The organism is Streptomyces sp. CA-146814, assembly GCF_050942385.1.
Lineage (GTDB): Bacteria > Actinomycetota > Actinomycetes > Streptomycetales > Streptomycetaceae > Streptomyces.
Window position 1 is genome coordinate 1,972,278 of the sequence record NZ_CP192068.1, and the last position, 23,723, is coordinate 1,996,000.

General features: G+C 70.9%; 13 protein-coding genes and 1 pseudogene. 6 read left to right on the forward strand and 8 right to left on the reverse strand.

What is annotated here, in order from left to right:
- Nucleotides 1-593 precede the first annotated feature (593 nt).
- On the forward strand, nucleotides 594-1,979 hold the full coding sequence (locus ACQP09_RS08830; protein WP_433397354.1) for a helix-turn-helix domain-containing protein: 1,386 nt from the start codon (nucleotides 594-596) through the stop codon (nucleotides 1,977-1,979).
- A 40-nt stretch (nucleotides 1,980-2,019) separates the two neighbouring features.
- On the opposite strand, the gene ACQP09_RS08835 is transcribed toward ACQP09_RS08830, so the two are convergent.
- A complete protein-coding gene (locus ACQP09_RS08835; RefSeq protein WP_433397356.1) occupies nucleotides 2,020-3,768 on the reverse strand; it encodes an acyl-CoA dehydrogenase family protein in 1,749 nt (582 codons plus the stop codon).
- Entirely contained in the window at nucleotides 3,765-4,109 is a 345-nt protein-coding gene (locus tag ACQP09_RS08840; RefSeq protein WP_433397358.1) for an acyl carrier protein, read from the reverse strand. The genes ACQP09_RS08835 and ACQP09_RS08840 overlap by 4 nt, the downstream gene beginning before the upstream one ends.
- Nucleotides 4,110-4,366: 257 nt before the next feature.
- On the opposite strand from ACQP09_RS08840, the pseudogene ACQP09_RS08845 reads away from it, so the two are divergent.
- Nucleotides 4,367-5,044 (forward strand): annotated as a pseudogene (locus ACQP09_RS08845) (thioesterase II family protein); the annotation flags it as partial.
- Here ACQP09_RS08845 and ACQP09_RS08850 read toward each other — a convergent pair.
- The 5 genes from ACQP09_RS08850 to ACQP09_RS08870 all read right to left on the reverse strand — a co-directional run bounded on the left by ACQP09_RS08850 (nucleotide 5,001) and on the right by ACQP09_RS08870 (nucleotide 18,252).
- Nucleotides 5,001-6,344 (reverse strand): cytochrome P450, encoded by a 1,344-nt coding sequence (locus tag ACQP09_RS08850; RefSeq protein ID WP_433397360.1) that lies wholly within the window; start codon nucleotides 6,342-6,344, stop codon nucleotides 5,001-5,003. The pseudogene ACQP09_RS08845 and the gene ACQP09_RS08850 overlap by 44 nt on opposite strands.
- An 82-nt stretch (nucleotides 6,345-6,426) precedes the next feature.
- Nucleotides 6,427-7,197 (reverse strand): SDR family NAD(P)-dependent oxidoreductase, encoded by a 771-nt coding sequence (locus ACQP09_RS08855; RefSeq protein WP_433397362.1) that lies wholly within the window; start codon nucleotides 7,195-7,197, stop codon nucleotides 6,427-6,429.
- Nucleotides 7,198-7,229: 32 nt separating this feature from the next.
- On the reverse strand, nucleotides 7,230-8,318 hold the full coding sequence (gene gntD / locus ACQP09_RS08860; protein ID WP_433397364.1) for a guanitoxin biosynthesis L-enduracididine beta-hydroxylase GntD: 1,089 nt from the start codon (nucleotides 8,316-8,318) through the stop codon (nucleotides 7,230-7,232).
- A 197-nt stretch (nucleotides 8,319-8,515) separates the two neighbouring features.
- Nucleotides 8,516-15,022 (reverse strand): amino acid adenylation domain-containing protein, encoded by a 6,507-nt coding sequence (locus tag ACQP09_RS08865; RefSeq protein WP_433397365.1) that lies wholly within the window; start codon nucleotides 15,020-15,022, stop codon nucleotides 8,516-8,518.
- Nucleotides 15,019-18,252: an amino acid adenylation domain-containing protein gene (locus tag ACQP09_RS08870; RefSeq protein ID WP_433397367.1), complete on the reverse strand. Its 3,234-nt coding sequence runs from the start codon at nucleotides 18,250-18,252 to the stop codon at nucleotides 15,019-15,021. Before ACQP09_RS08870 ends, ACQP09_RS08865 begins: the two co-directional genes overlap by 4 nt.
- A 264-nt stretch (nucleotides 18,253-18,516) precedes the next feature.
- Here ACQP09_RS08870 and ACQP09_RS08875 point away from each other — a divergent pair, with 264 nt between their 5' ends.
- Genes ACQP09_RS08875 through ACQP09_RS08885 form a run of 3 tightly spaced genes read left to right on the forward strand, consistent with a single transcriptional unit; the run spans nucleotide 18,517 to nucleotide 21,506 of the window.
- On the forward strand, nucleotides 18,517-20,172 hold the full coding sequence (locus ACQP09_RS08875; protein ID WP_433397369.1) for an AMP-binding protein: 1,656 nt from the start codon (nucleotides 18,517-18,519) through the stop codon (nucleotides 20,170-20,172).
- A 60-nt stretch (nucleotides 20,173-20,232) separates the two neighbouring features.
- Nucleotides 20,233-20,571 (forward strand): PadR family transcriptional regulator, encoded by a 339-nt coding sequence (locus ACQP09_RS08880; RefSeq protein ID WP_433397371.1) that lies wholly within the window; start codon nucleotides 20,233-20,235, stop codon nucleotides 20,569-20,571.
- Nucleotides 20,568-21,506 carry an HAAS signaling domain-containing protein gene (locus ACQP09_RS08885; RefSeq protein ID WP_433397373.1) on the forward strand — a complete coding sequence of 313 codons (939 nt, stop codon included), beginning with the start codon at nucleotides 20,568-20,570 and terminating at the stop codon, nucleotides 21,504-21,506. The genes ACQP09_RS08880 and ACQP09_RS08885 overlap by 4 nt, the downstream gene beginning before the upstream one ends.
- Nucleotides 21,507-21,596: 90 nt before the next feature.
- Here ACQP09_RS08885 and ACQP09_RS08890 read toward each other — a convergent pair whose 3' ends face one another.
- Entirely contained in the window at nucleotides 21,597-22,664 is a 1,068-nt protein-coding gene (locus ACQP09_RS08890) for a diiron oxygenase (RefSeq protein WP_433397375.1), read from the reverse strand.
- Nucleotides 22,665-22,876: 212 nt separating this feature from the next.
- On the opposite strand from ACQP09_RS08890, the gene ACQP09_RS08895 reads away from it, so the two are divergent.
- Nucleotides 22,877-23,677 carry a thioesterase II family protein gene (locus ACQP09_RS08895; RefSeq protein WP_433397377.1) on the forward strand — a complete coding sequence of 267 codons (801 nt, stop codon included), beginning with the start codon at nucleotides 22,877-22,879 and terminating at the stop codon, nucleotides 23,675-23,677.
- Nucleotides 23,678-23,723: the final 46 nt, after the last annotated feature.

The window sequence follows — 23,723 nt, forward strand, 5'->3', positions numbered from 1 at the left end:
AATGTCATTTCAAGCCAATCTCGCCCGTCCGAGAGCACATCGATGCGGTACTTTCAAGCCGTCATGAGCGTTCGTCGACTCGGTCAGCGCCCCTTCGGGGGCGGTAGCCACCATCGACCTCGGAAGAGTGCGGCGTTTCTTGTCCGGGCGCCCGGAAGGACGACGTGTTGGACGGGCGCTGCGCAGGCGATACGAGCAAGCATGCCCTTGCCGTACCCACGCCTCCCCATGCACGTGCTCCACAAGGATCGAATAGGCACATGCTGATGATTTCAGCATGTACACCGGTGGGCCGTGCGATTGCCGACGAGTCACAGCTGGTCAAAGCCGGAGCGGCCCGAGCCGTCCTGCTCAGCCGAATTTTCTGCCGCCTCCACATCTCCCACTCGGATGAGGTCTTGGAGTAGGGTCCTCCGTAATTGCAGGAGATGTTTCACTGAGCCGCTCGTCAGCGCACACGCGAACCTCACGGCGCCACAAACGCCACGGCTCGCCTATCGGCACCACCGCTCTCATAAAGAATGCGGCGACCGGGTTTTCGCATCGCGCGGATGCGCACGACTGGCACTGTTAATAATTCACGGGGGGCTTACATGCCGACTCTGAAGGATCACCACTCTTTCGACAGAACAGACATTCATCAGCTCCGCGACTTCCTGGTCAATCAACGTAGACTGTCCGGCTGGACGCAGGAGGAGCTCTCCGACCGCTCCGGCGTCAGTGTCCGGACCATCCGCAATCTGGAAACCGGCTCCAACACCAATCCACGCCGGACCTCCGTCAGCCTGCTGCTCACCGCGCTCGGCGCCACCGCCACCGCGTTCCCCGAGCCGGCGCCCTGGGACAGCGGGCGCGGGCCGGCGCTCGGGCAGTCCCCGGACCTCCGATCCGACCCGACAGCACTCCCGCCGTGGCAGGGCCCCCGGCCCTTGGGCGACGCGTTGGTGGGCCGCCAGGCCGACCTGGGGCACGTCCTCTCCGCCGCGCAGCGCAGCCGGCTGATCGTTCTCACCGGACCCGGCGGAGTGGGCAAGACCCGCATCGCCCTGGCAGCGGCGTCCCGGCTGCGCCCGCTGTTCCAGGGCGGAGTGGCCGTCGCCGAACTGCACGACATCCCGCCCCAGCATCTGGAACCCGCCGCCTCGGCAGCTGAGTTGACGCGTGTAGTGCGGCGCCTGACCAGCAGCAACAAGGGCGGTGCGCGGGGCGGTGCCGGGCTCGGACGGCGGCTCCTGGTCCTGGACAGCGCCGAGCATGTCTCGCAGCATACGGCGCGGATCGCGCGGCAACTCCTGGACGAGCATCCCGGGCTCCAGATCATTGTGACCTCGCGTCGCGCCCTGGCCGTCGGCGCGGCCGAGACCTGGGAGGTCGAGCCGCTTTCGTGCGACCGGCAGGACGGCTCGGACACCGAACTCCCGAGCGCGGTGGAGCTGTTCCTGCGCCGGGTACGGGCCAGTCTGCCGACGCTCGACCTGGGCAACCGCCTGCCGCTGGTTCAGCAGCTCTGCCGACTCCTCGACGGCATGCCACTCGCGATAGAAGTGGCCGCGCGAGGACTCAGATCGCTCCCTCTCACCACTCTCCTGCACGACGGGACGCTCTTCCACCTGCTCGCACATGTCGACGCCGGTGACCTGTCGCGGCACCGCACGCTGTCGGACAGCGTGCGGTGGAGCTACGAACTGCTGCCCGCCCCTCATCGCGAGTTGCTCCGTGAGCTGTCCTCGCTGCCCAGCACGTTCTCCCTGGACGCGATCCCGGCCCAGGCGGGCGGGGGTTTCGGAAGCACACGCGTCGCCCACCTCCTGGCCGAACTCGCCGACGTCTCACTGGTCCAGATCAATCGGGGGCAGCAGTACAGATACGGGGTCCACGCACTCGTACGCCATTGGGTCACACAGGAGGAAGCCTCGTCGGACCTCGGACGGTCCGCCGAGCAGGCCCGCGACCGGCCTGTACTCGCGGGCAGCGCCTGACGCCGGGCCATCTGACGCGCCACCGGGGACGGCGGCCCGCTCATGCCGGCGCCGGCCCGGCAGCTGACCTGACCGTCTGGAGCGAGAAGTGCCGCGGGCCTTCGAGGCTCGACAGCATCAGCTCCTCCAGCCACGGCAGGCAGCTCTCCTCCAGCTCGGTCGTGTGGTCGAGCCGTCGCAGCAGGCGCTGAAGCGCCAGCACCAGCCATCCGCTGCCGCCCGGCTCCGCGCGCTCCCGCTCGAACGAGTAGAGCCAGGTATAGAGGCAGGAGGCAGCCGCGTGGTGGACGCTGTGCTCGGTGGCCTGATCCTGCCCGTGCGTGGAGGCGGCGTCGGGCGCCTCGGCGGCGATCCGCGCGTAGAAGTCGGTCCGGCGTCGGGAGAGCTCGCTGAGAACCTTGACGAGCGCGGCGCCCTCGGGCCCGACGAGTTCGCGTTCCGCGATCCGGCGGGCCTCGGCGGCCGCCAAACCCCAGCCCCGGGTGATCTCGTCCTCACTGGCGTTGGTCAGCCGCAGCGCCCTGCCCGACGGATGCCACTGCGGGGCGTCCTCGGACCAGTCGAAGAGCTGCCGCAGGACCTCCTCCCCGCCGACGGCGGGACGGTCGGCCACTCGCGCCACCGCAGGAAGCTGTGCGGCGATGCTGTGGAGGTTGACGTGCGTGGTCCCCTCGAAGATGCTCGCTATCGCATGGTCGCGCTGGAGCTTCTGGAACGCGCCGGAAGCCACACCTTCCCGCAGATAGCTCCGGGCTCCGAGAACCCTGGCCGCCTCCTGCACCACCTCCTCGCCAAGGGTCGGGACGAGGTATTTGACCACCGACGACCACAGGCTGAGCCGGGACGGCACGATGGAGAGCGAACGCGCCACCGGCAGCGCCGTGCACTCCGCGATCAGCAGGTCCACATGGGCATGGACCAAATGCCGCCGGATGACCGGAAGCTGGTAGATCTCCTGTCCGTAGAGCACTCGCTCACGCGCGTGACGCAGAGCGATCCGCAACACCGAGTCCATGGTGCCGATGGACAATGCTCCGATCGCCGTCCGGGTGATCTGGAGCACCTGAAGGATCCCGACCAGTCCGGCACCGGCGCGCCCGAGGAGTGCGTCGGCGGGCACCCTGGTGCGGTCGAAGGTGATCCCGCTGAGGTCGTGACCGCGCAGCCCGACCGTCCTCACGAACGGGTGGTTGGTCCAACTGCCCTTCTCCATCTGCTCCTTGTCAAGGAGCAGCAGGGAGGACCGCGAACCGTCGACCGCGGCGTAGACGGTGACGAAGCGGCCCCGGGTCGCGTTGCCGACGGGCCACTTCTCTCCGGTCAGGAGGAAATCGTCACCGTCGGACTCGGCCATGGTCTCGTTGGTGCCGAGATCGCTGCCGTGGTCCGGTTCGGAGACTGCGAAGCAGGCGAGTTCCCCGTCCAGGAGGGCACCCGCGACCCGTGCGCGCTGCTCGTCGTTCCCCCACAGCCAGACCGAGTTGACCCCGAGGAGCGCGGAGCCGAACATCACCGCGAGCGTCAGATTGCGGCGCGCGAGCGTACGCGTGAGCAGGAAGAGGTCTTCGAGGTTCCGGAGCCGGCCGCCGAAGTCCTCGGGCACCAGGTATCCGGAGAATCCCCACGATCTGAGCAGCTCCACCGCCCCTGGTGGAAGACTGTCATTCTCCTCGTGCGCCACGATCTCGGCAAAGCTGAAGGGGCCGCTCTCGGCGGCCGGGTCACCGAGCGTCCGCTCCAGATCGGCGACCAGCGCGTGGGCCGGGCGCTCGCCTGCGGGGCCGCTCATACCAGGGGGCTGTCGACGCCGTAGCGGCTGAACATGCCGTCCAAGGCTTCCGCGTCGGGCAGCTCCGCCCGGCCCGCAACCACCTCGGCGCTGACCAGCTCGATCACATCACTGACCCGCTCCAGCTTCATGGCGGCCTCAGGGTTCAGCGCCTGGAGGGTGAAGAGATCCTCGAGGTTGTATCCGAGCTCCGCGAGGACCAAGGAGTGGAAGCCGAGGTCACCGACGAGCCGGTGGTCGAGATCGATCCGGTCCACCTTGCGAGGCGCGACCACCTGGACCATACCGATCACCACGGGAGCGATGGCCTCGGTGCCGATCGCGGCAGGAGTGTGAGTCATGCCGTCGACGCTAGGACCTGCCGATGACCGGGCCCAGGCAACGGGCCCGGCAAGCGCGCGGCAACTAGAAGCCTGTCAGGCAACCCGTCCGTCCGTCCGTCCAGGGAATCATGATGCCTCGTCAGTCGTCATGACCCCAGGAGGTGGACCCGGCCCGGCCGTCGAGGCGTGCACAGCGCTCCGAGGACCCGCCGCCCCGCCGAAGTTGCCGCCCGCCTGCCTTGCCGGAACCGGGCTCGGCGATGAGGCTGACCGGCATGAGCACAGCGGACAGCACGTCGGCGGTCGACTGGGTCAGCGCCCGGTTCACCGTCGGGAACCCGCGCCTGAGGCTGATATGCCTTCCGCGGGCGGGCAGTGGCGCGGGCGCCTTCCGTGCCTGGCGGCCTCACGTCCCCGAGCACATGGAGCTGGTGCCGGTGGAGCTGCCGGGCCGCGGCTCGCGGATCGACGAGCCCGTACCGGACGATCTCGACGCACTGGTCGAGGCCCTTCTCCACGGCCTTGAGCCCGAACTCGATTTGCCCTATGCCCTGTTCGGCCACAGCTTCGGCGCCGTGGTGGCGTACGAGCTGGCGCTGCGGATCGAGCGGGCGGGGCTGCGTCCGCCCAGCGCCCTGCTGGCCTCGGCGTCCCGCGCGCCGCATCTGCCCCTGATGCGTGAGCCGATCTCGACCGGCTCCGACGACGAGCTGATCGCCTGGCTGCTGAGTACCGGCGGGCTGCCGCGCGAACTCCTGGCCTTCCCCGACTTCCTGAGCGAACTGCTGACGGCCGTCCGGGGCGACCTGGCCCTCGCCGAGGACTACGTCATTCCGCACCCGGTCGCCGTGAGCTGCCCCCTCTTCACCTTCGCCGGCGAGGACGACACGGTGGTCCCGGTGGCACAGGTCAGACCGTGGGCCGCGTACACACCGGCGGAGCACCGGACCCGGGTGCTGCCCGGCGGTCACTCGTTCCCGGGCACCCACCCCCGGCAGACGATGTCAGCGGTGCTCGACTCCCTGTCGGCTCTCCGGTGAGGCTCACCGGCTGGGACGAGAGACCGCTCAGGAAGTTCGAGTACACGTAGGTCGGCGGGCCTGTCGGGCGAGCCTCCGCGACCAGGTCGCACAGGCTCTCCAGGAGGGCCGCCAGCTCGGCGCGGGCCAGGAAGGCACCGAGGCAGAAGTGGGGCCCGTAGGCGAACGTCAGGTGCTTGTTGGGGGTCCGCGCCAGGTCGAACTCCTCAGGGTCGGCGAAGACCCGGCCGTCGCGGTTGGCGGAGGCCAACCAGGTGGTGACGATGTCGCCCTCCTCGACGAACTGGTCGCCGAGGAAGAGGTCCTGGGTCGCGGTCCGCCCGCTGTGCAGGGCCGGGCTCGTCCAGCGCAGTACCTCCTCGACCGCCGAGTCCACCGTCACCTCACCGGACTTGAGGGCCCGCCACTGGCCGGGCCGCTCCATCAGTGCCTGGAGCCCGCCGACCATCGAGAAGCGGGTCGTCTCGTGACCGCCCATGATGATGCTGTAGCAGTTGAAGACGATCTCCTCGTGCGTGAGGGGCCGCCCGTCGATCTCCTTGGTCACCAGCAGGCTGACAACATCGTCGTACGGTTTGTCGTGCCGGGCGGCGGCAAGCTCCGAGAAGTAGAGCAGCAGTCCGTTGCGCGACGCCCAGGTGGCCTCCTCGTCGGGGAGCCCGTCCTCGGTGGACAGGGCGGAGGAGGTGAGCTCGATGATGTGCTGCCGGTCGGTGGGCGGCACGCCGAGCAGGTCGCAGATGGCTGCGAGCGGGATGTGCGCGGCCACGTCGGCGGCGAAGTCCACCTCGCCCCGCTCCACCGCCTCCTCGACCAGCCGCCGGGTACCCCGCCGCACGCTCTCGACCACCACGTCGAGGGATCGCGGCGAGAACGGCTTCAGCAGGGCGCTGCGCAGCGCCTTGTGCGGCTGCCCGTCCGTGACGGCGAGCATCCTCCCGGCCGCCGAGTCACGGCCGGCGAGCAGGGTGTCCAGCACGTTTCCCCGCTCCGAGGTGAAGCTCCCGCTGTCGCTGAGCACCGAGACGACGTCCGCGTGACCACTGATCACCCAGAACCCCGGGCGGCTGTCGCTCTCGGGCTGCCAGTGCACCGGCGCCTCGTCCCGCAGGCGGCGCCACAACGGCCCCAGGTCGTGGTGGGCGTGCAGGAGCGGATCGGCCAGATCGACGGCGTCGAGCGGGCCCTGTTCGAGCGCGGGGCGGGTGTCCATGGGGCGGTTTCCTCGGACTCGGTTACGGGCGGGCGACAGTGGAGAGCGCGATGCGGACGGCGGCCGGGCGCCGCCGTCCGGGTCAGCGCATCGGCTCGATGGGGCCGGGGAAGAACGCTGTGGTGGCACCGGCCGTCTCCGCGCCGTCCACGGTGAACTGCTGACCGGAGATGAAGGACGCCTGCGGCGAGGCCAGGAAATGGAACACGTCCGCGATCTCCTCGGGCAGGGCGTGCCGCCGGGCCGGGATGCGTTCGTTGACCTCGTCGAGCATCGCGTCGGTGTACTCGGCGCGCTGCATGGGTGTCAGTACGGCGCCGGGGGCGACACACGCCGTCCTGATCAGCGGGCTCAGCTCCACGGCGAAGGTCTGGCACAGCGAGGCGACACCCGCCTTGCTGGCGTTGTAGTCCGCGTAGAGGGGGTAGCCGCGCGACCCGTTGACGGACGCCGTCGCCAGGAGCACCCCGCGTCCCTCCCGCAGCATGTGCGGAACGGCGTGCCGCCACAGGGCCAGGACACCCATCAGATTGACATCCAGGGTGCGCCGGGCATCCGCCTCGGTGAGGTCGAGGATGGAATGCCGGACGCTGATGCCCGCATTGGCGATGACGACGTCGATGCGGCCGCGCTCGGCGTGCACCCGATCGACGGCCTCACCCACGGCGGTCCAGTCGGCGATGTCGAGCATGACCGTCCGGATCTCGCCTCCCCCCTCGCGAGGGCCGTCCGCCGCGTCCCCGGTGAGTGCCTGGATGTCGAGATTGACCACGTGGTCGCCCGAGCGGGCGAACCGCTCAGCGGTGGCGAGTCCGATACCGCTGGACGCGCCGGACACGATGACTGTGCGCATGATGCCTCTCCTGCTCCTTCCGCCCGACCGGCTCAGACGATGACGCGGTGGTTGCCGAGTACGTATCCGCTGAAGTTGCGGCGCAGGTTGCGGCTGACGGTGAGCTTTTTCAGCCAGCGGTCGGTGCCGTCGTACCGGGCCTTGAACGACCGGCGGCCATGCACGGCCCGGTAGTTGTCCACGATGAGCAGCGAGCCGGGGCCCACAGCGACGTCCCGCTGTACCCGGTGCAGCTCGGCCATCAGCCGGTCGAGCGCGCCCTCGGCCTCGGTGTCCCCCGGTGCGACATCCATGAACGGCCGGTCGATGCGCAGGTAGGGCTTGAACCGGTCGCCCGACAGAACGGCGGTCGGAACGGCGCTGTCGATCATCCCGTACAGCTTCTCCAGCGCGGGATGTGCGGGGTCCAGGGCCTCCAGCTGCCGTATGTGCTCGGTGTCCGGCATGATCCGAAAGCGGGCCTCGGCGAGTACCGCGCGGTCGTGGTCGCTCAGCCGGACGTCACGGACGGAGGCGACGATGGTCGGCACCAGGTCGGGGTTGCGCAGCCCGAAGAGCAGGAGGTAGTCACAGCGGTTGGGGTGGAAGCCGTCCTCGGTGTGGAACTCCAGCAGGCTCTCGCTGCCGTAGCCGCTCTGCCGCAGCTCGTCGCCCCGGATCGGCAGGATGTTCTGGATGATGCGCCCTTCCTGGAGGGTCTCCCAGCCGAACGGGTCGCCCAGCGCCATGCCGCACATCGCCAACCACAGCTCCTGGGACCGGGCCGCGTCGGAGCGGATGGCGTGGCGCCAGTGGTCGGGTGTGGGTCCGATCAGCGCGTCGTCCACCGGGAAGCCGTGCACCAGGCATGCCGCGGACCTCTCGGTCCTGCGGTAGGAGAGGAGGAATCTGCGCAGACCGGCGGGGAGAAGCTCCTCGGCCGTGTGGGCGTGGTCGTAGAAGTCCGGCAGGCCGGGTGCCCCGTGGGCATCCCGGAGCCGTGCGGCGGCCTCCTCCAACTGAGTGACTTCGGTGGTGTCCAGGTGGTATTCGGCGGGAGTGTCGCCGCGGTCCTTCCCCGGCAGGGCCGCCGCGGCCACGTCCGGGGAAGGTACGTCAACAGTCGGGGTGCTGCTGGTCATGTCGGTTGTCCTCACCTGGTCGTGACCGCTCGGGTCGTCCGTCGTTCGGTCCTGTGCGGTCCGCGCCGGTGGCCAGGCCGCGTGGTGGTGCGCACCGGACCGGCCTGGCAGGGTCCAGGCCTTTCGTGGTCCGGTGATCGCGCTCGGTGCGGTGGTGCGTGTTCGGTGGTGCGTCGGCCCCATGTGCGAGGGGCCGGCTACCGCCAGTCCTCGGCGAACTCGTCGAGTTCGCTCTGGTCCAGGGTGATCAGCGGTTCCTGCGAGTCGGCCTCATCGGCGTCCGCCGCCGGAACGAGATCCTTGACCGCGGTGGCGAGCGCCGCCACGGTCTTGTGGGCGAACACGTCGCGCGGGGCGATGTCCAGGCCCTCCGCATAGGCCATCGTGACGAGCTTGATCGAGACGATCGAGTCCCCCCCCAGGTCGAAGAAGCTGTCGTCGATGCCGACGCCCTCCGTGCCGAGTGCCTTCTCGAACAACGCGCACAGCAGCTTCTCGCGCTCGGTCCGCGGTGCCCGGCCGCCGCCGGCTCCGGAGAAGTCGGGAGCGGGCAGAGCAGCGCGGTCGAGCTTGCCGCTCGGCGTCACCGGCAGTCGGTCGAGGGCGACGACGGCCACGGGCACCATGTGTTCCGGCAGCACGGCGGCGACGCGTTCACGGAGCGCAGCCGGGTCGAGCGGGCCGGTCCCCACCGGGGCCGCGTACGCCACCAGGCGTGGTGAGCCGGGGGTGTCCTCCCGTACGACCACGACGGTCTGCCCCACCGAGGGGTCGGCGGCGAGCACCGCTTCGACCTCACCCGGTTCGATACGGAAGCCGCGTATCTTGACCTGCTCGTCGACGCGGCCCAGGTACTCCAGGCCCCCGTCCGCCGTGCGCCGCGCCACGTCGCCCGAACGGTACATCCGCGCGCCCGGCGGTCCGAACGGGTCGGCCACGAAACGCTCCGCGGTGAGCCCGGACCGCCGCAGATAGCCGCGGGCGAGGCCCTGGCCCGCCAGGTAGAGCTCACCCGCCACCCCGACGGGCGTCGGCCGCAGGGAGCCGTCCAGCACATGGACCCGGGCGCCGACGACCGGCCCGCCCATCGGCGGAGCGGTCCGCCCGGACAGCGGGCGGCTCATCGTCGCGATGACGGTCGCCTCGGTGGGACCGTACGCGTTGACCATGCGGCGCCCGGCCGACCAGCGTGCGACCAGGTCCGGCGGGCACGCCTCGCCGCCCACGACGAGGGTGACCCCGTGGGGCAGGGCGTCCTCGGGCAGTACGGCGAGCGAGGACGGCGGCAGGAGGAGCGCGGTCACACCGTGGCGCGCCACGGTCCGTGCCAAGGCCGGCCCGGGGAGCAGCTCGTCGGGGTCCGCGGTCACCGCACTCGCCCCGGTCAGGAGCGCCGTGGCCAGTTCCCACACTGACGCGTCGAAGCTCGGCGAGGCGAACAGCAGCACCCGCTCCTGCGGACGGAGCGCGAGCGCGACACGCTGCTGGGCGATCAGAGCGGCGATCCCGAGGTGGGACACCACCACGCCCTTGGGGCGGCCCGTCGACCCGGAGGTGTAGATCAGATAGGCGGCGTTCGCGGGCCGCAGCGGCGCGATCCGGTCGGCGTCGGTGAGAGTCGCCCCGGACCGACCTGCGGTCAGCTCCGCTTCCGGGTCCAGGAGTTCGGTGACGTTCCCGGCATCCGGCCCAGGCCCGTCCAGGCACAGCACCTTCCCCGCACCGGCCTCGGCCATGACCGCCGCTCCCTCACCGGTGGTGAGGACGAGATCCGGCCGCGCGTCACCGATCAGGTAGCGGAGCCGGTCCGGCGGGTAGCCGAGGTCCAGCGGAAGATAGGCCGCGCCGGCCTTGAGGACCGCCAGCACAGCGAGGACGAACCGTGCCGACTTCGGCATCGCGATCGCCACGACACACTCCGGGCCGATGCCCCGGTCCACCAGCGCGCGTGCGAGCCGGTTGGCCTGGACATCGAGTTTCCCGTAGGTGAGGGCCAGCTCGTGGTCGTACACCGCGACGGCGTCGGGTGTGGCCCGTACGTGCTCCTCGAAGAGCTCCGGGAAGGTCGCCGTCCGCTCGTGGGCCGCCCCTTCCGCCGCGGCCAGGAGCTGACCGCGTTCCCGGTCCGTGAGCAGGTCGATCCGGCCCAGAGGTACGGTCCGGTCGTGCACGAAGCAGTCGAGGATCTTGCGCACCCGGGCCAACAGCGCGCCGGCCGCCTCGGCCGTGAACAGGTCCGCACGATAGCTGAGTTCGAGGCTGAGACGCTCGTCGGGCATGACGACCAGGCTGAGCGGATAGTGCGAAGCGCCGGGTACGGGCTCCTCGTCGAGGGAGATCCGCAGGCCCGGGACCTGCTCCTGGATGGCCGCCCCGTCGAAGGGGGTGTTCTCGAAGCCGATGACGGTGTCGAAGAGCTCCCCCAGTCCCAGAGCCCGCTGTACGTCGGGGAGCCCGACATGGTGGTACGGGCGCAGCTCGGCCTGGCGCGACTGGAGGTCGGTCAGGATCTGGTCGAGCGATCGTGCGGGGTCCAGCCGTACCCGTACGGCGACGGTGTTCATGAACAGGCCGACGATGTCCTCGACGCCGGCCAGTTCCGGTGGGCGCCCGGCGGTCGTCGCACCGAACACGACGTCGTCCCGTCCCAGTTGGTGGCCGAGTGCCACCGCCCAGGCTCCTTGGACGACCGTGTTGAGCGTCAGGCCCGCGCCGCGCGCCGCGGCGGTGAGCGCGTCCGTCCCCTCCGCGTCCAGGGCCTCCGTGACCAGGTGGGGCACGGTAGCGGTGGCCGCGTCGGCGCCCGGGGCGACCAGGGTCGGTTCGTCGATACCGGCCAGGGCCTCGCTCCAGGCCCGCGTCGCCCCCTCATCGTCCTGGCGGGTGAGCCAGCCGAGGAAGCCGGTGAACTGTGCCACCGGCCGGCCCGTGTCGGCTCCGCCGCGGGCGTAGAGGGAGAAGACGTCACGGAAGAACAGCGGCAGCGACCATCCGTCGAGCAGGGCGTGGTGGTAGGAGGTCAGCAGGGCATGGTCGTCGGTTCCGAGCCGGACCAGGGTGACCCGCATCAGCGGAGGGGCGGTGAGGTCGAAGCGGGTGACGCGGTCCTCGTCGACCAGCTCCGCCAGTCGCCGGCGGCGTTCGTCCTCACCGTGACCGGAGAGATCGATCTCCCGCCACGGGACGCGCAGGCCGTCGTGCACCACCTGGACGGAACGGCCCGATGCCAGGAGCCGGAAGGAAACGCGCAGCGCGGTGTGGCGGGCCAGAGCGGCGTCGAACGCTTTGCGCAGCACGGCGGGCGTGAGTGGTCCCTCCAGCCGTGCGGGTGCCTGGGCGGTGTAGACGTCGATGCCGTCGGCGGCCAGCAGGGCGTGGAAGTGCATGCCCTGCTGGAGCGGGGTGAGAGGCAGTACGCCGGTCAGCTCGTGTCCGTCGGCGGTGATCTCCGCCCGTTCGGCGTCGTCCAGCGCGAGCAGCGGCCCGGCGCCGGAGCTGTCCGCCCCCGTGGGACCGTTCTCCTCGATGTCCTCGGCCGCCTCGGCGAGCTTGGCGATGGTCTTGTGGACGAAGACGTCCTTCACGGTGACGGCGAGGCCGGCGCGGTGAGCGCGGGCCGCGAGCTGCATCGAGATGATGGAGTCGCCGCCGAGATCGAAGAAGCTGTCGTCGACACCGATACGCGGCTGCCCCAGCACCTCCGCGAACACCTCGTGCAACACCAGCTCCCGCTCGGTGACCGGAGCCCGGTACACCTCCGCCGCCCGGAACTCCGGCACCGGCAACGCCCCCCGGTCCACCTTCCCGTTCGGCGTCAGAGCGAACGACTCCACCACCATCACCACCGCCGGAACCATGTACTCCGGCAACCGCCCCGCCACGAACTCACGCAACGCCCCCGCATCCGGCCGCTCACCGGAGGCCGCCCGTACGTACCCGACGATCCGCCGTACGCCCTCGGCGTCGGCGGACACCGCCGCGACCGCCTGGCCCACCGAGGGGTGGTCGGCCAGAACGGCCTGGATCTCGCCGAGTTCGATGCGGTGGCCGCGTACCTTGACCTGGAAGTCGGACCGGCCGCGGTATTCCACGACACCGTCGGGCCGGCGGCGCCCCAGGTCGCCGGTGCGGTACATCCGGGCGCCCGCCGGGCCGAACACGTCGGCCACGAAGCGCTCCGCCGACAGGCCCGGGCGGCCGAGATACCCGCGGGCGACCCCGTCACCGGCGATGTACAGCTCGCCGACGACCCCGGCCGGCACCGGCCGCAGGAACGCGTCCAGGAGATAGACCCGGGTGTTGTCGGCGGGGACACCGATGGCGGGCGCGTCCGCCGCCGCACCGGGCGAGCCGCCGGGGTGCCAGAGCATCGCGTCGACCGTGCACTCGGCGGGGCCGTAGAGGTTGTAGACCGACAAGCCGGGTACGGCGTGGAGTTCGGCCCATAGGTCGTCGCCCACCTCCTCGCCGCCGAGCGCGAGGACCCGCACGCGGTGCCGCTCCCCCGCCGCTTCGAACATGCCCGCGTCGAGCATCTGCCGTGCGACGGAGGGGGTGGTGTCGAGGACGTCGATCCGTGCTTGTCCCGCGTGGCGGACGAGTGCCAGAGAATCCTTGCGCACGGTGTCACCGACGATGTGCAACTCGTGTCCGGCGACCATCCACAGGAGCTGGCTCCAGGAGGCGTCGAAGCCGAGCGAGTTGGTGAGCGCGGCACGAAGCGGCCGGCCGCCCGCCCTCGCCCGCTCGGGTTCGAAGAAGTTCACCCGGTGGCTGTGGAACATGTTGGCCAGGTTGCGGTGTTCCACGGCCACACCCTTGGGGCGCCCCGTGGAGCCCGAGGTGTAGATGACGTACGCGAGGTGGGCGGGCAGCAGCGCACCGGTGCGGTCGTCGTCGTCGAGGTCCGTGCCGTCCGCGGGCGGAAGGGTCTCGTCGAGCAGCAGCGCCGGCACCGATGCGGGTACGTCGCCCGCCGTGGCGACGGAAGCCAGGACGAGAGCCGGTCGGGCCTCCGCGCAGATCGCCGCGATGCGCTCGGCGGGGTGGTCGATGTCGATGGGCAGGTACGCCGCGCCCGACTTGAGGACGGCCAGGATCGCCACCACGGCGTCCGTGGAGCGCGGCACGGCGACACCGACGATGTCGCCCGGTCCCACGCCACGGGATGCGAGCAGCCGGGCCAGGCGGTTGGCGTCGGCGTTGAGCAGGCCGAAGGTGAGGCTGGTCGTGCCGTCCGTGACGGCCACCGCGTCGGGCGTCGCACGGACCTGTGCCTCGAACAGACCGGGCAGCGTCCCGGCCGGCCGCTCGACGGCGTGTCCGCTCGCCTCGCGCAGGATCTCGCGCCGCTCGGCGTCCGTCCGCGCGGGGAGCCGCCCGGCCGGCTCGTCGGGCCGGGCGGCGATGTCCTCCAGCAGACCGGTCAGGCGCCGCAGTACGCCGCTCGCGGTATCGGCGCTGTAGACGTCCTCGCGGTAGTTGAGTTCGAAGCGGAGCCGGCTGCCGGGGTGGACGGCCAGGCTCAGCGGGTAGTGGGTGCCCTCGAACGCCTCGTCGACGGCGTCCCGCAGAAGGCCGACGTCGAGCCCGGGCACCGAGGCGCCCTGGACGGCCCGTTCCACGGGAACGTTCTCGAAGGCGACGGTGGTGTCGAAGAGTTCGGTGGCGCCTACGGCGCGGTGGATCTCGGCGAGGCCGAGGTATTCGTGACCCATCACGACCGTGTGGTCGTGCTGGATACGGGCCAGCAGGTCCGCCACCGGTTCTGCCGGGTCGATCCGGACCCGGGCGGGCACGGTGTTCATCATCAGGCCCACCATGCGGTCGCTGCCGGGCAGCTCCGGCGGGCGGCCGGCGACGGTGTTCCCGTAGACGACGTCCTGGCGCCCGGTCAGCTCGGTCAGCAACAGCGCCCAGGCGCCCTGGACCAGGGTGTTGATGGTGAGTTCGCGGCTCCGGGCCAGGGCGGTGAGTTCCGCCGCGGTCCGCTCGGACAGCTCCGCCACGACGCGCCGCTGTCCCCGGTCCGAGGAGCCGGTGCCTGTCCCGTCCGCGACGAGCGTGGCGCCGTCGACCCCCGAGAGCACGCCCCTCCAGGCCCGCTCGGCCTGGTCCCTGTCCTGCTCGCCGACCCAGCCGAGATAGTCCTGGAAGGGCACCGTCGGCTCCAGCCGATCCGCCGTGCCGCCGTCACCGTAGATGCGGAACAGGTCGCCGAGGATCAGGGGAAGCGACCAGCCGTCCATCAGGATGTGGTGGTTGGTGATCAGCAGGATGTGCCGGTCAGGTGCGAGCCGTATCAGCGTGAACCGGAGCAGCGGCGGCTTCGCCATGTCGAAGCGCCTCGCGCGCTCCTCGGTGAGCAGCCGGGAGAGGCGTGGCCTCAGTTCCTCCTGGCCGAAGCCGGAGAGGTCGATCTCCTCCCACGGCGGCTCGACCACCCGCGCGACGGCTTGGACGGCCTCGCCCGAGCGGCGGCGCAGGAATCCTGCCCGCAGGCTCGCGTGCCGGCCGACCAGCGCGCCGCAGGAGGCACGCAGCAGGTCGGTGTCGAGTGCCCCGGTCAGCTCCAGCGGCGTCTGGACGTTGTAGAAGTCGATGTTCCCGCCGTCGGCCTGTCCCTCCTCGTAGAGGGCGTGGAAGAGAATGCCCTGCTGCAACGGCGAGAGCGGCAGGACCGCTTCCAGGGATGTCTGTCTCACAGTGCTGTCCCCCACTGGGCTTCGAGCTCGTCGAGTTCTTCCGCGTCGATCCGCACCAGGCTCCCGGCACGGGGGGTCGCGGCCCGCTCGCCGGCGTCCTCGGCCGCCTCGGCGAGCTTGGCGATGGTCTTGTGGACGAAGACGTCCTTGACGGCGATGGCGAGGCCGGCCCGATGGGCCCCGGACGCCACCTGTACGGCGATGATGGAGTCGCCGCCGAGATCGAAGAAGCTGTCGTCGACACCGATACGCGGCTGCCCCAGCAGCTCCGCGAACACCTCGTGCAACACCAGCTCCCGCTCGGTGACCGGAGCCCGGTACACCTCCGCCGCCCGGAACTCCGGCACCGGCAACGCCCCCCGGTCCACCTTCCCGTTCGGCGTCAGAGCGAACGACTCCACCACCATCACCACCGCCGGAACCATGTACTCCGGCAACCGCCCCGCCACGAACTCACGCAACGCCCCCGCATCCGGCCGCTCACCGGAGGCCGCCGGGGACACATAGGCCACCAGGTGCCGGTGGCCCGGCCGGTCCTCGCGGACGGCCGCAACGGCCCGGTCGACTCCGGGTGCCTCGGCGAGAACGCTCTCGACCTCGCCGAGCTCGATGCGGAAGCCTCGAACCTTGACCTGGCTGTCGGCACGGCCCAGGTAGGACAGCTCGCCGCTCTCCGACCGCCGTGCCACGTCTCCCGTCCGGTACATCCGGGTGCCGGGCGCGCCGAAGGGGTCGGCGACGAAACGTTCCGCGGTGGTTCCGGGTCGGCCGAGGTAGCCGCGGGCGAGCCCGTCGCCGCTCAGATACACCTCGCCCGCCACTCCGGGCGGCACCGGTCGCAGCGCGTCGTCGAGCAGCCGGACGCGGGTGCCGGGGACGGCGCGGCCCATGGGCGGGACGGTCCGCCCGGACAGCGCGCCGGTCTGGGTCGCGATGACCGTCGACTCGGTGGGGCCGTAGGCGTTGACCATGTGCCGGCCGGGCGACCATCGTGCGACCAGGTCTGGCGGGCACGCCTCGGCGCCGACGACCAGGTTGATGCCGTCCGGAAGCCCCCCGGCCGGCACGGCCGCCAGCGTGGACGGGGCCAGCAGCAGGCAGTCGACGCCGAGTTCGGCGACGAGCTCGGCCAGTGGTGGCCCCGGCGTGAGCCGTTCGGCCGGCGCGACCACCGCGGCGGCGCCGGTGAGGAGCGCCGCACACAGCTCCCATACGGAGGCGTCGAAGCTGGGCGAGGAGAACTGGAGTACGCGGGTCCGGGGGGTCAGGCGCAGCAGGTCGCTCTGGTGGCGCGTCAGCGCGGCGAGGCCGGTGTGCGTGACGACGACGCCCTTGGGCCTGCCGGTCGACCCCGAGGTGTAGATGACGTACGCCGGGTGGGTGAGGCGCAGGGACGTGCGGCGGTCCCGGTCGTCGAGATCGCCGCCGTCGGTGTCGCCGTCCGCCGGCGGGTGGTCGACGGGAGCGGCCGCCTCGTCCAGGTACAGGCGCGGCACCTCGGAGGCGAGCGTGGCGTCGTCGGCGGCGCGGGTCGTGAGCAGCAGCAGCGGTGCGGTGTCGTCGAGCATGGCGGTGACCCGGGACCGCGGGTAGTCGAGGTCGACCGGGAGACAGGCCGCGCCGGACTTCAGCACCGCCACCGTGGCGGTCAGGGCGGCACCGCCGCGCGGGAGGGCGACCGCCACCAGCCGCTCGGGGCCGGCACCTTGCCCGACCAGCACCCTTGCCAGCCGGTTGGCACGGACGTTGAGCGCCGCGTAGTCGAGGGATTCGGTCGGGGAGAGCACGGCGCAGGCGTGCGGGGTCCGCCTGACCTGCTCCTCGAACAGCTGCGGAAAGGTACGCGGGACGACGGGTTCCACGTCCTGCCCGGGGCTGCCCGCGGCGAGTGCCCGGGTGCGTTCCGCCGCGGTCAGGACATCGAGGCGGGCGAGCGGCACGTCTGCGGGGCCGGCGAGGAAGCGGGAGAGGAAGTCCGTGAACCGGTTCTGGTGTGTGCGGAGTTCGGCGAGGCCGTACCGGTCGGGGTTGGCCTCGAACTCGATGCGCATGCCCCGGCCGCCCGGATCGGGGTGGCAGGTGATGTTGAGGTCGGTGACGGGCCCGCCGGACAGGGCCATGACCTCGGCCTCGCGCCCGGTGAATGCGGTCTCGGACCCCGACGGCATGATGTTCACGAGCACCCCGAACAGCTGCTCATTGGTGCCGAGCATGCGCAGGTCACGCCGGAGTTCGTCGTACGGGTAGCGCTGATGGGTGAGCAGTTCCCCCAGACGCCGCGCGACCTGCCGCACCAGTTGGGCGCGGTCGGCCGCCGGGTCGACGGTGATCCGCAGCGGAAGCGTGTTCGACAGCATCCCGGGCACGTTCTGCGACCTGGCCCCGAGCCGCGCGGTGGTGGGCACCCCGATCGTCAGGTCCTGAGCCCCCGTCATCCCGTGCAGATAGGCGGCGACGGCCGCCAGCATCGGCACCGTCCAGGGAGTGCGGGCGGCCCGCCCGGCGGTGTGCAGCGCCCGCAGTCCGTCCGGTGGAAGCACTGTCGTCGTGGCGATCGCCATACCCGCCGCGGTCGTCGGTGCTCCTGGCGCCAGACCGGCCGTCTCGGGCCGGTCGGCGAAGATGCCGGCCCAGTACGCCCGGTCGGCGGTGTAGTCCGCCGACGCACGGTAGGCGCTCTCGTCCGCCAGCAGGTCCTGGAGCCGGCCCAGCGGTTCACCGTCGGGTTCCGTCCCGGTGGCCAGCGCCTCGTAGCACGCGGAGATCCGGCGCGAGTGCAGCACCGACCCGAAGGCGTCGGACAGGATGTGGTGGCTGCGCTGGTACCAGACGTGGTGATCGGCTCCGACCCGTATCAGGATGTGCGCCGACAGCGCGTCCTTCTCCAGGTCGAGCGCGGTCGCGCGGTCGCGGTCGATCAGCGTCCGCGCGGCGGCGAGGGGGTCCGGCTCGTCGCTGAAGTCGTACTCCTGCCAGGTCGAACAGCCGGGTGCGACCGGCCGCTGGTACGTACCGTCCGGCCGCTCCACCAGTTCGACGTCGAAGCTTCCGCTCTCCCCCTCGGCCCGGCGGATCGCGCGCTGGAGCAGCCCGCCGTCCAGCGGCCCGCGCACCTCCATGGCGACCATGGTGTTGTAGGCCGGGTTGGCGGGGTCGAGCCGTTGGGCGAAGAACACCCCCCGCTGGGCCGCCGTCAGCGGCAGCAGACCGTTCTCGGCGCGTGAAGTCATCGGGTCGTAACCGCTCTCTCGTGCATCCCCGCGAGCCTGGAGGCCCGGATCTCGCGACGATGCTGCATCGCCCGTCCGTGTGGTAACCAGGCAACCGAACCGGCAATCAGCGGCGCTGGTCGAAATGCCGCCCGGACCGGGCCGAGTTACCGGCCGCTTGCCTGGTTCTCGTACGGGAGGCGGGTGATGCTGCGGCGAGCCGGGCACGGCGCCACGCCTCGCGTGTGCCGGAAGTGCCGTGAACCATGGGAGAGGACAGGGACGTTGGGAGACCGGAACCGAGGCCTGCTCGATTGGCTGGACCAGCCGTCCACCGAACGCGGCCTGTACTACGCGGACTCCGCCGACGGATGGGACTTCTGGTCCTACCGTGATCTGGCCGCGCTGGTGCTGAGAACCGCCGCCGCCCTGCGGGCGCAGGGGGTCGGGCAGGGCGACGTGGTCGCCCTGGTGCTGCGCTCCAGCCCGGGCTTCGTCGCCGGGTTCTTCGGCGCGCTCGCGGCCGGCGCGACGCCGTGCTCCATCCCGCCGCCCTTCGCCTTCCAGCGTGCCGACGAGTACGAGAAGCACGCGAGCCATCTGTTCGCGACGGCCGCGCCCCGGTTCACCGTCTGCGACGACGAGTCGCTGGAGCAGATCCGTAAGGTCGCGAGCGGACTGGGGCTCCAGGAGCCGGTCGCCTTCGACGAACTCGTCGCCGGGGCAGAGCCGTTGGAGCGGCCGATGCCGCTGCCGGAGACCGCGTTGATCCAGTTCACCTCCGGGTCCAGTGGCTTCTCGCGCGGCGTGCTGATCTCCGCCGACGCGCTGCGGACCAATCTCGCCGGCATGGGGCAGTGGCTGGGCTGCGCGCCCCAGTACCCGGCGATCAGCTGGCTGCCGGTCCACCACGACATGGGTCTCGTCGGCTTCCTGCTGAACGTCGTCGTCACCGGTTTCGACGGCTGGATGATGCAGCCGGACGACTTCATCCGCTCGCCGCTGCGGTATCTGCGCTGCATCAGCGACCAGGGCGCCGTCATGACGGCGATGCCCAACTTCGGGCTGGCGTACATCCTTCGCCGGGTGAGACCGGCCGACCTGCGGGAGCTGCGCTTCGACTCGGTCCGGTGCGTGATCATCGGCGCGGAGCGGGTCGACCGGCAGGTGCTGGAGGACTTCCACGCGCTGCTGGGGCCGCACGGTCTCGACCGCGGCGCGCTGCTCCCCGCGTACGGCAGCGCCGAGGCGACCCTCGCGGTGACGGGTCTGGCCCCCGGCGAGGGCTGGTCGGCGCAGGCACCGGACGCCGGAGACGCGGCGTCTCTCGCCGGAGCGGCGGTAGTCGGCTGCGGCCGCCCGCTGGAGGGCAGGACAGTGCGGATCCTGTCCGAGGAAGGTGAGGAACTGCCGGACGGACGGGTCGGCGAGATCGTCGTCACCGGGGTGTCGATCGCGAGCGGGTACATCGGTACCACCGGGTCCGCCTCAGGTACCAGCGTCGATGACGGGGGCCTCGCCACTGGTGACGCCGGCTTCCTCCGGGACGGGCAGCTCTTCGTGATCGGCCGGCTCGGCGACGGGCTGAAGGTGAACGGGAAGATGGTCTTCGCCGAGAGCCTGGAGGCCCTGCTGCACCACCGGGGCATTCCCGAGCGGCGCGTCGCCGTCCTGCTGGGGGTACGCGACGGGATACCGACCGGCGTGGCGGTGTTCGGCGGCGTGCGGCCCGGCTGGCGGGAGGCCGCCCACGAGGTTCTCTCCGAGTGGCTCGGCGACGCGGAGCTCCACATGGTCGAGCTGCCCCGTGGCGGTGTCTCGGTCACGTCGAGCGGAAAGCCACGCCGGAGAGTCATCTGGAAGGCGCTCTGCGCGGGCGAGTTCGACGCGACGACCCGACCGCTGACGGCGGAGGCGGAGGCGCCGGTCGCAGCGGACTGATCGGTCCTGGACGAACCGTACGCGTGACAATAGTGTGTGCCGCACAGTACAGTGCAGTGCATGGCTACAGAAGAGATCGCTCTTGGCCAGGCCCAGGAGCTGCGACGCGGCACGGTCGTCCTGGCCTGCCTCGCGCTGCTCCGCAAGCCGCAGTACGGCTACGCACTGCTGGAGACACTCAACGACGCGGGTGTCACCGTCGACGGCAACACCCTCTATCCCTTGCTGCGCCGACTCGAGAAGCAAGGCCTGCTCACGAGCGAATGGAACACCGACGAGTCCCGGCCACGGAAGTTCTACCGGGTGAGTCCCGAGGGCTCCCGGGTACGCACCTCACTGGTGCGCGAATGGCAGGACCTCGTCGCCTCGATCTCACGGCTTACCAAGGAGAGTGGATGAGCACGAACACGCTCACCGAGCGCTACGTGCACGAGGTCGTCAGGCGGCTGCCCGCCGATCAGCGCGACGACATCGCCGACGAGCTGCGCACCACCATCGCCGACACCATCGAAGCACGCGACCCGGCCCGTCCCGAGACGGTCGAGCGCGAGGTCCTGAGCGAGATGGGCGATCCGATCCGGCACGCCGCGCGCTACGCCGACCGGCCGCTCGCCCTGATCGGCCCCGATCTCTACCCGACCTACATCCGACTGCTGGTCTTCCTGCTGACCACCGTGCTGCCGGTGCTCACCGCCGTGTTCGTGCTGCTGGAGATCGTGGACGGCAACGGCCTCGGGGCGGCCGTGGGCGCCGGCGTCGAGACGGTGTTCACGGTCGGCGCCCAGATGGTCACCGTACTCACCGTGCTGTTCGCCGTCGCCGAGCGCGCCGGCCACCGGAAGGGGACTCTCATCCGTACCACCGACTGGACCCCCGACGACCTGCCCGAGACCCGTGAGCCCCAGAAGGTCGGCTTCGGTGCCGTCCTGACGGCGGTCTGGTACGCGCTGCTGCTCGGCCTGACCGTCTGGCAGCAGCTCTCCGAGCCCTACCGGACCGACGGTGGCGAGCGGATCGCCGTACTCGACCCGGACCTGTGGTCGGGGTGGATCTGGCCCATCCTCATCGGGCTCGCCGGCCTCGTCGTGCTCGCTCTGGTCCGCGTGGTCACGCACGGCTGGACCAGCCGGCTGGCTGTCCTGCACGCCATCGCCCAGGCGGTGTTCGTGCTGCCGCTGGCCTGGATCCTCCAGCAGCGGCAGCTCCTCAACCCGGACTTCCTGGCGGACGTCACCGACAACACGACGCCCGAGGTGTACACCGGAGTGGCCCTGATCGTCCTGGTCGCGAGCCTGATCGCCGTCGTCAACAGCTTCCGCGCGGCGAAGAAGTAGGACGGGAGCCAGGCGAGGGAAGCAGGAACGCCGGCGCCGATGTCACCCGAGGTGGCATCGGCGCCGGCGCGACGGTCGAGGAGCCCGGAATCAGCGCGTCACCGCCATGATCTCGGGACGCACCAGGTTCTCCGCCAGCAGCAGGCTCTTGACCCGGTCCGAGAGCATGTCCAGCTGCCGCAGGACATGGATGACCTGCTGGAACAGCATCTGCCGGTAGGTGGCCATCATCGGGTTCGTCCGCGCGAACAGCAGTCCCTTCTCCACGTCGAGGTCCATCCGCTCCCAGACCTCGCGCAGCATGAACCGGCGCGACATCAGCTGGATGGCCTCCAGCAGGAAGTCCTCGCGCTCACGCAGCTCGGCGGCGGTCACCTGCCCGTACATGCCGGTGAGCGCGGTGACCCCGAAGGCGATGTGCCGGGCCTCGTCGCTCGCGACCATCTTGGTGATCTGACGGATGATCGGGTCTCCGAAGCCGCTGCTCGCGAGCCGCAGCGCGGTGATTGCCAGCCCCTCCACGACCACCTGCATACCGAGATAGACGATGTCCCACCGGGATTCCGACAGCAGATCGTGCAGCAACGTCTTGAGCCCGGGGTTGATCGGGTAGGAATCGCCCAGCTTCTCGTCGACATAGCGGGCGAACGCCTCGACATGCCTCGCCTCGTCGGCGACCTGCGAGGCCGCGTAGGTCTTGGCATCCATGTCCGGCACCGTCTCCACCAGCCGGGCCGTGGTCACCAGCGCACCCTGCTCGCCGTGCAGGAACTGGCTGCACATCCACGACTGGTACTGCCAGCGGAACTGCGTCAGCAGTTCGCGGGGCACGGGACTTCCCTCGCCGACGACGAAGGACGCGAGTCTCCCCCCGCTCTCCTCCGACATCTCCGACCCGAAGTGGATCTCGTGGTCCCAGTCGATGTCGGTGGTGGCGTTCCACTGCGAGAGCTTGTTCTTCTCGTAGAGGTTCCACACCCGGCTGTCGCGTTGGCCGTAGTCCCAGTTCAAGAATGCCTTGAACATCGCGTCGACCTCCATGAGGTCCGCGGTGACGGTGTCCAGTGTGAAGAAGGTCGATTCGGCCGAGCCGGTCGTGGTGGCCGACCCGCCAGGAGCGGCCGCCATGCCGGTCGCCGAGTCCGGAACTGTGGTCATTGGATTACGGTCCACCCCTCGGGCACGGAACAGGACTGACGCTCGTGGAGTCTGACGCGCCCCGGAACAGCTCTCCAGGCACCCGTGGGGCAACTTGGCGGCAGACCGGTTGCCGGTCCCATGCCTGGCCCGCTGCCACCCGCCGAACCATGATGCCCGGAAGGGGCTGCTGCCCCGCACGACCGTCGGCCGACCGAAGGGGCGGGACGCGCATGACTGCCGCCGCACCACCCACCCGCTCAGGGAGCCCGTCCGGCTCGCGCAGCACGCCGGCTCCCCAGGACGACTGCCCCTGGATCGTGGGCCGGGTCCGCGCTTCCCGGCCCCGGATGCGGCTGTTCTGTCTGCCGCAGGCAGGCGGCAGCGCGGCCTCGTTCGCCCCGTGGCGTCTCGCCCCGCCCTCCGGCGTGGAGCTCGCGACGGTGGAGCTGCCGGGCCGAGGTGTACGCGGCACGGACCCGCTGCCGGAGACCATGGAGGAACTGGCCGACGCGGTGATCGACGGCATCTCGGACGAGTTCGACCTGCCGTACGCGATCTTCGGCCACAGTTTCGGCGCGCTGCTCGGCTATGAGATCGCCGTCGGGATCGCGCGGCGCGGCCTGACCCCGCCACGCGCACTGCTGGTGTCCGCGGCACGGTCGCCGCACACCCCCGTGCGCCGACGGGTATCGGACCGGGACGACGCCGGGCTGCTCGCCTGGCTGAACAGCTTCGGCGGCATTCCTTCGGAACTGTCACGCTATCCGGCGTACTTGCGGTACGCGCTGCGCACCGTCCGCCACGACCTCGCCCTCACAGAGGCCTACCTGGCGCCCGGGCCGGAGCGGGTGGACTTCCCGCTCCATGTCCTCGGCGGTGCGGACGACCCACTGATCAGCGGGGCGCAGTTGGAGCGCTGGCGGGACTGCGCGGCAGGCGAGTTCTCCCTCCGGCTGCTGCCCGGCGGGCACGACTACCTCTTCACCGGCGCGCCAGCGGCGCTCGACGCCCTCGGAACGACGCTGCGCTGAGGGCGGAGGGCGGACGGGAAAGCTGCCGGTCGGCTGCCTGTCCCCG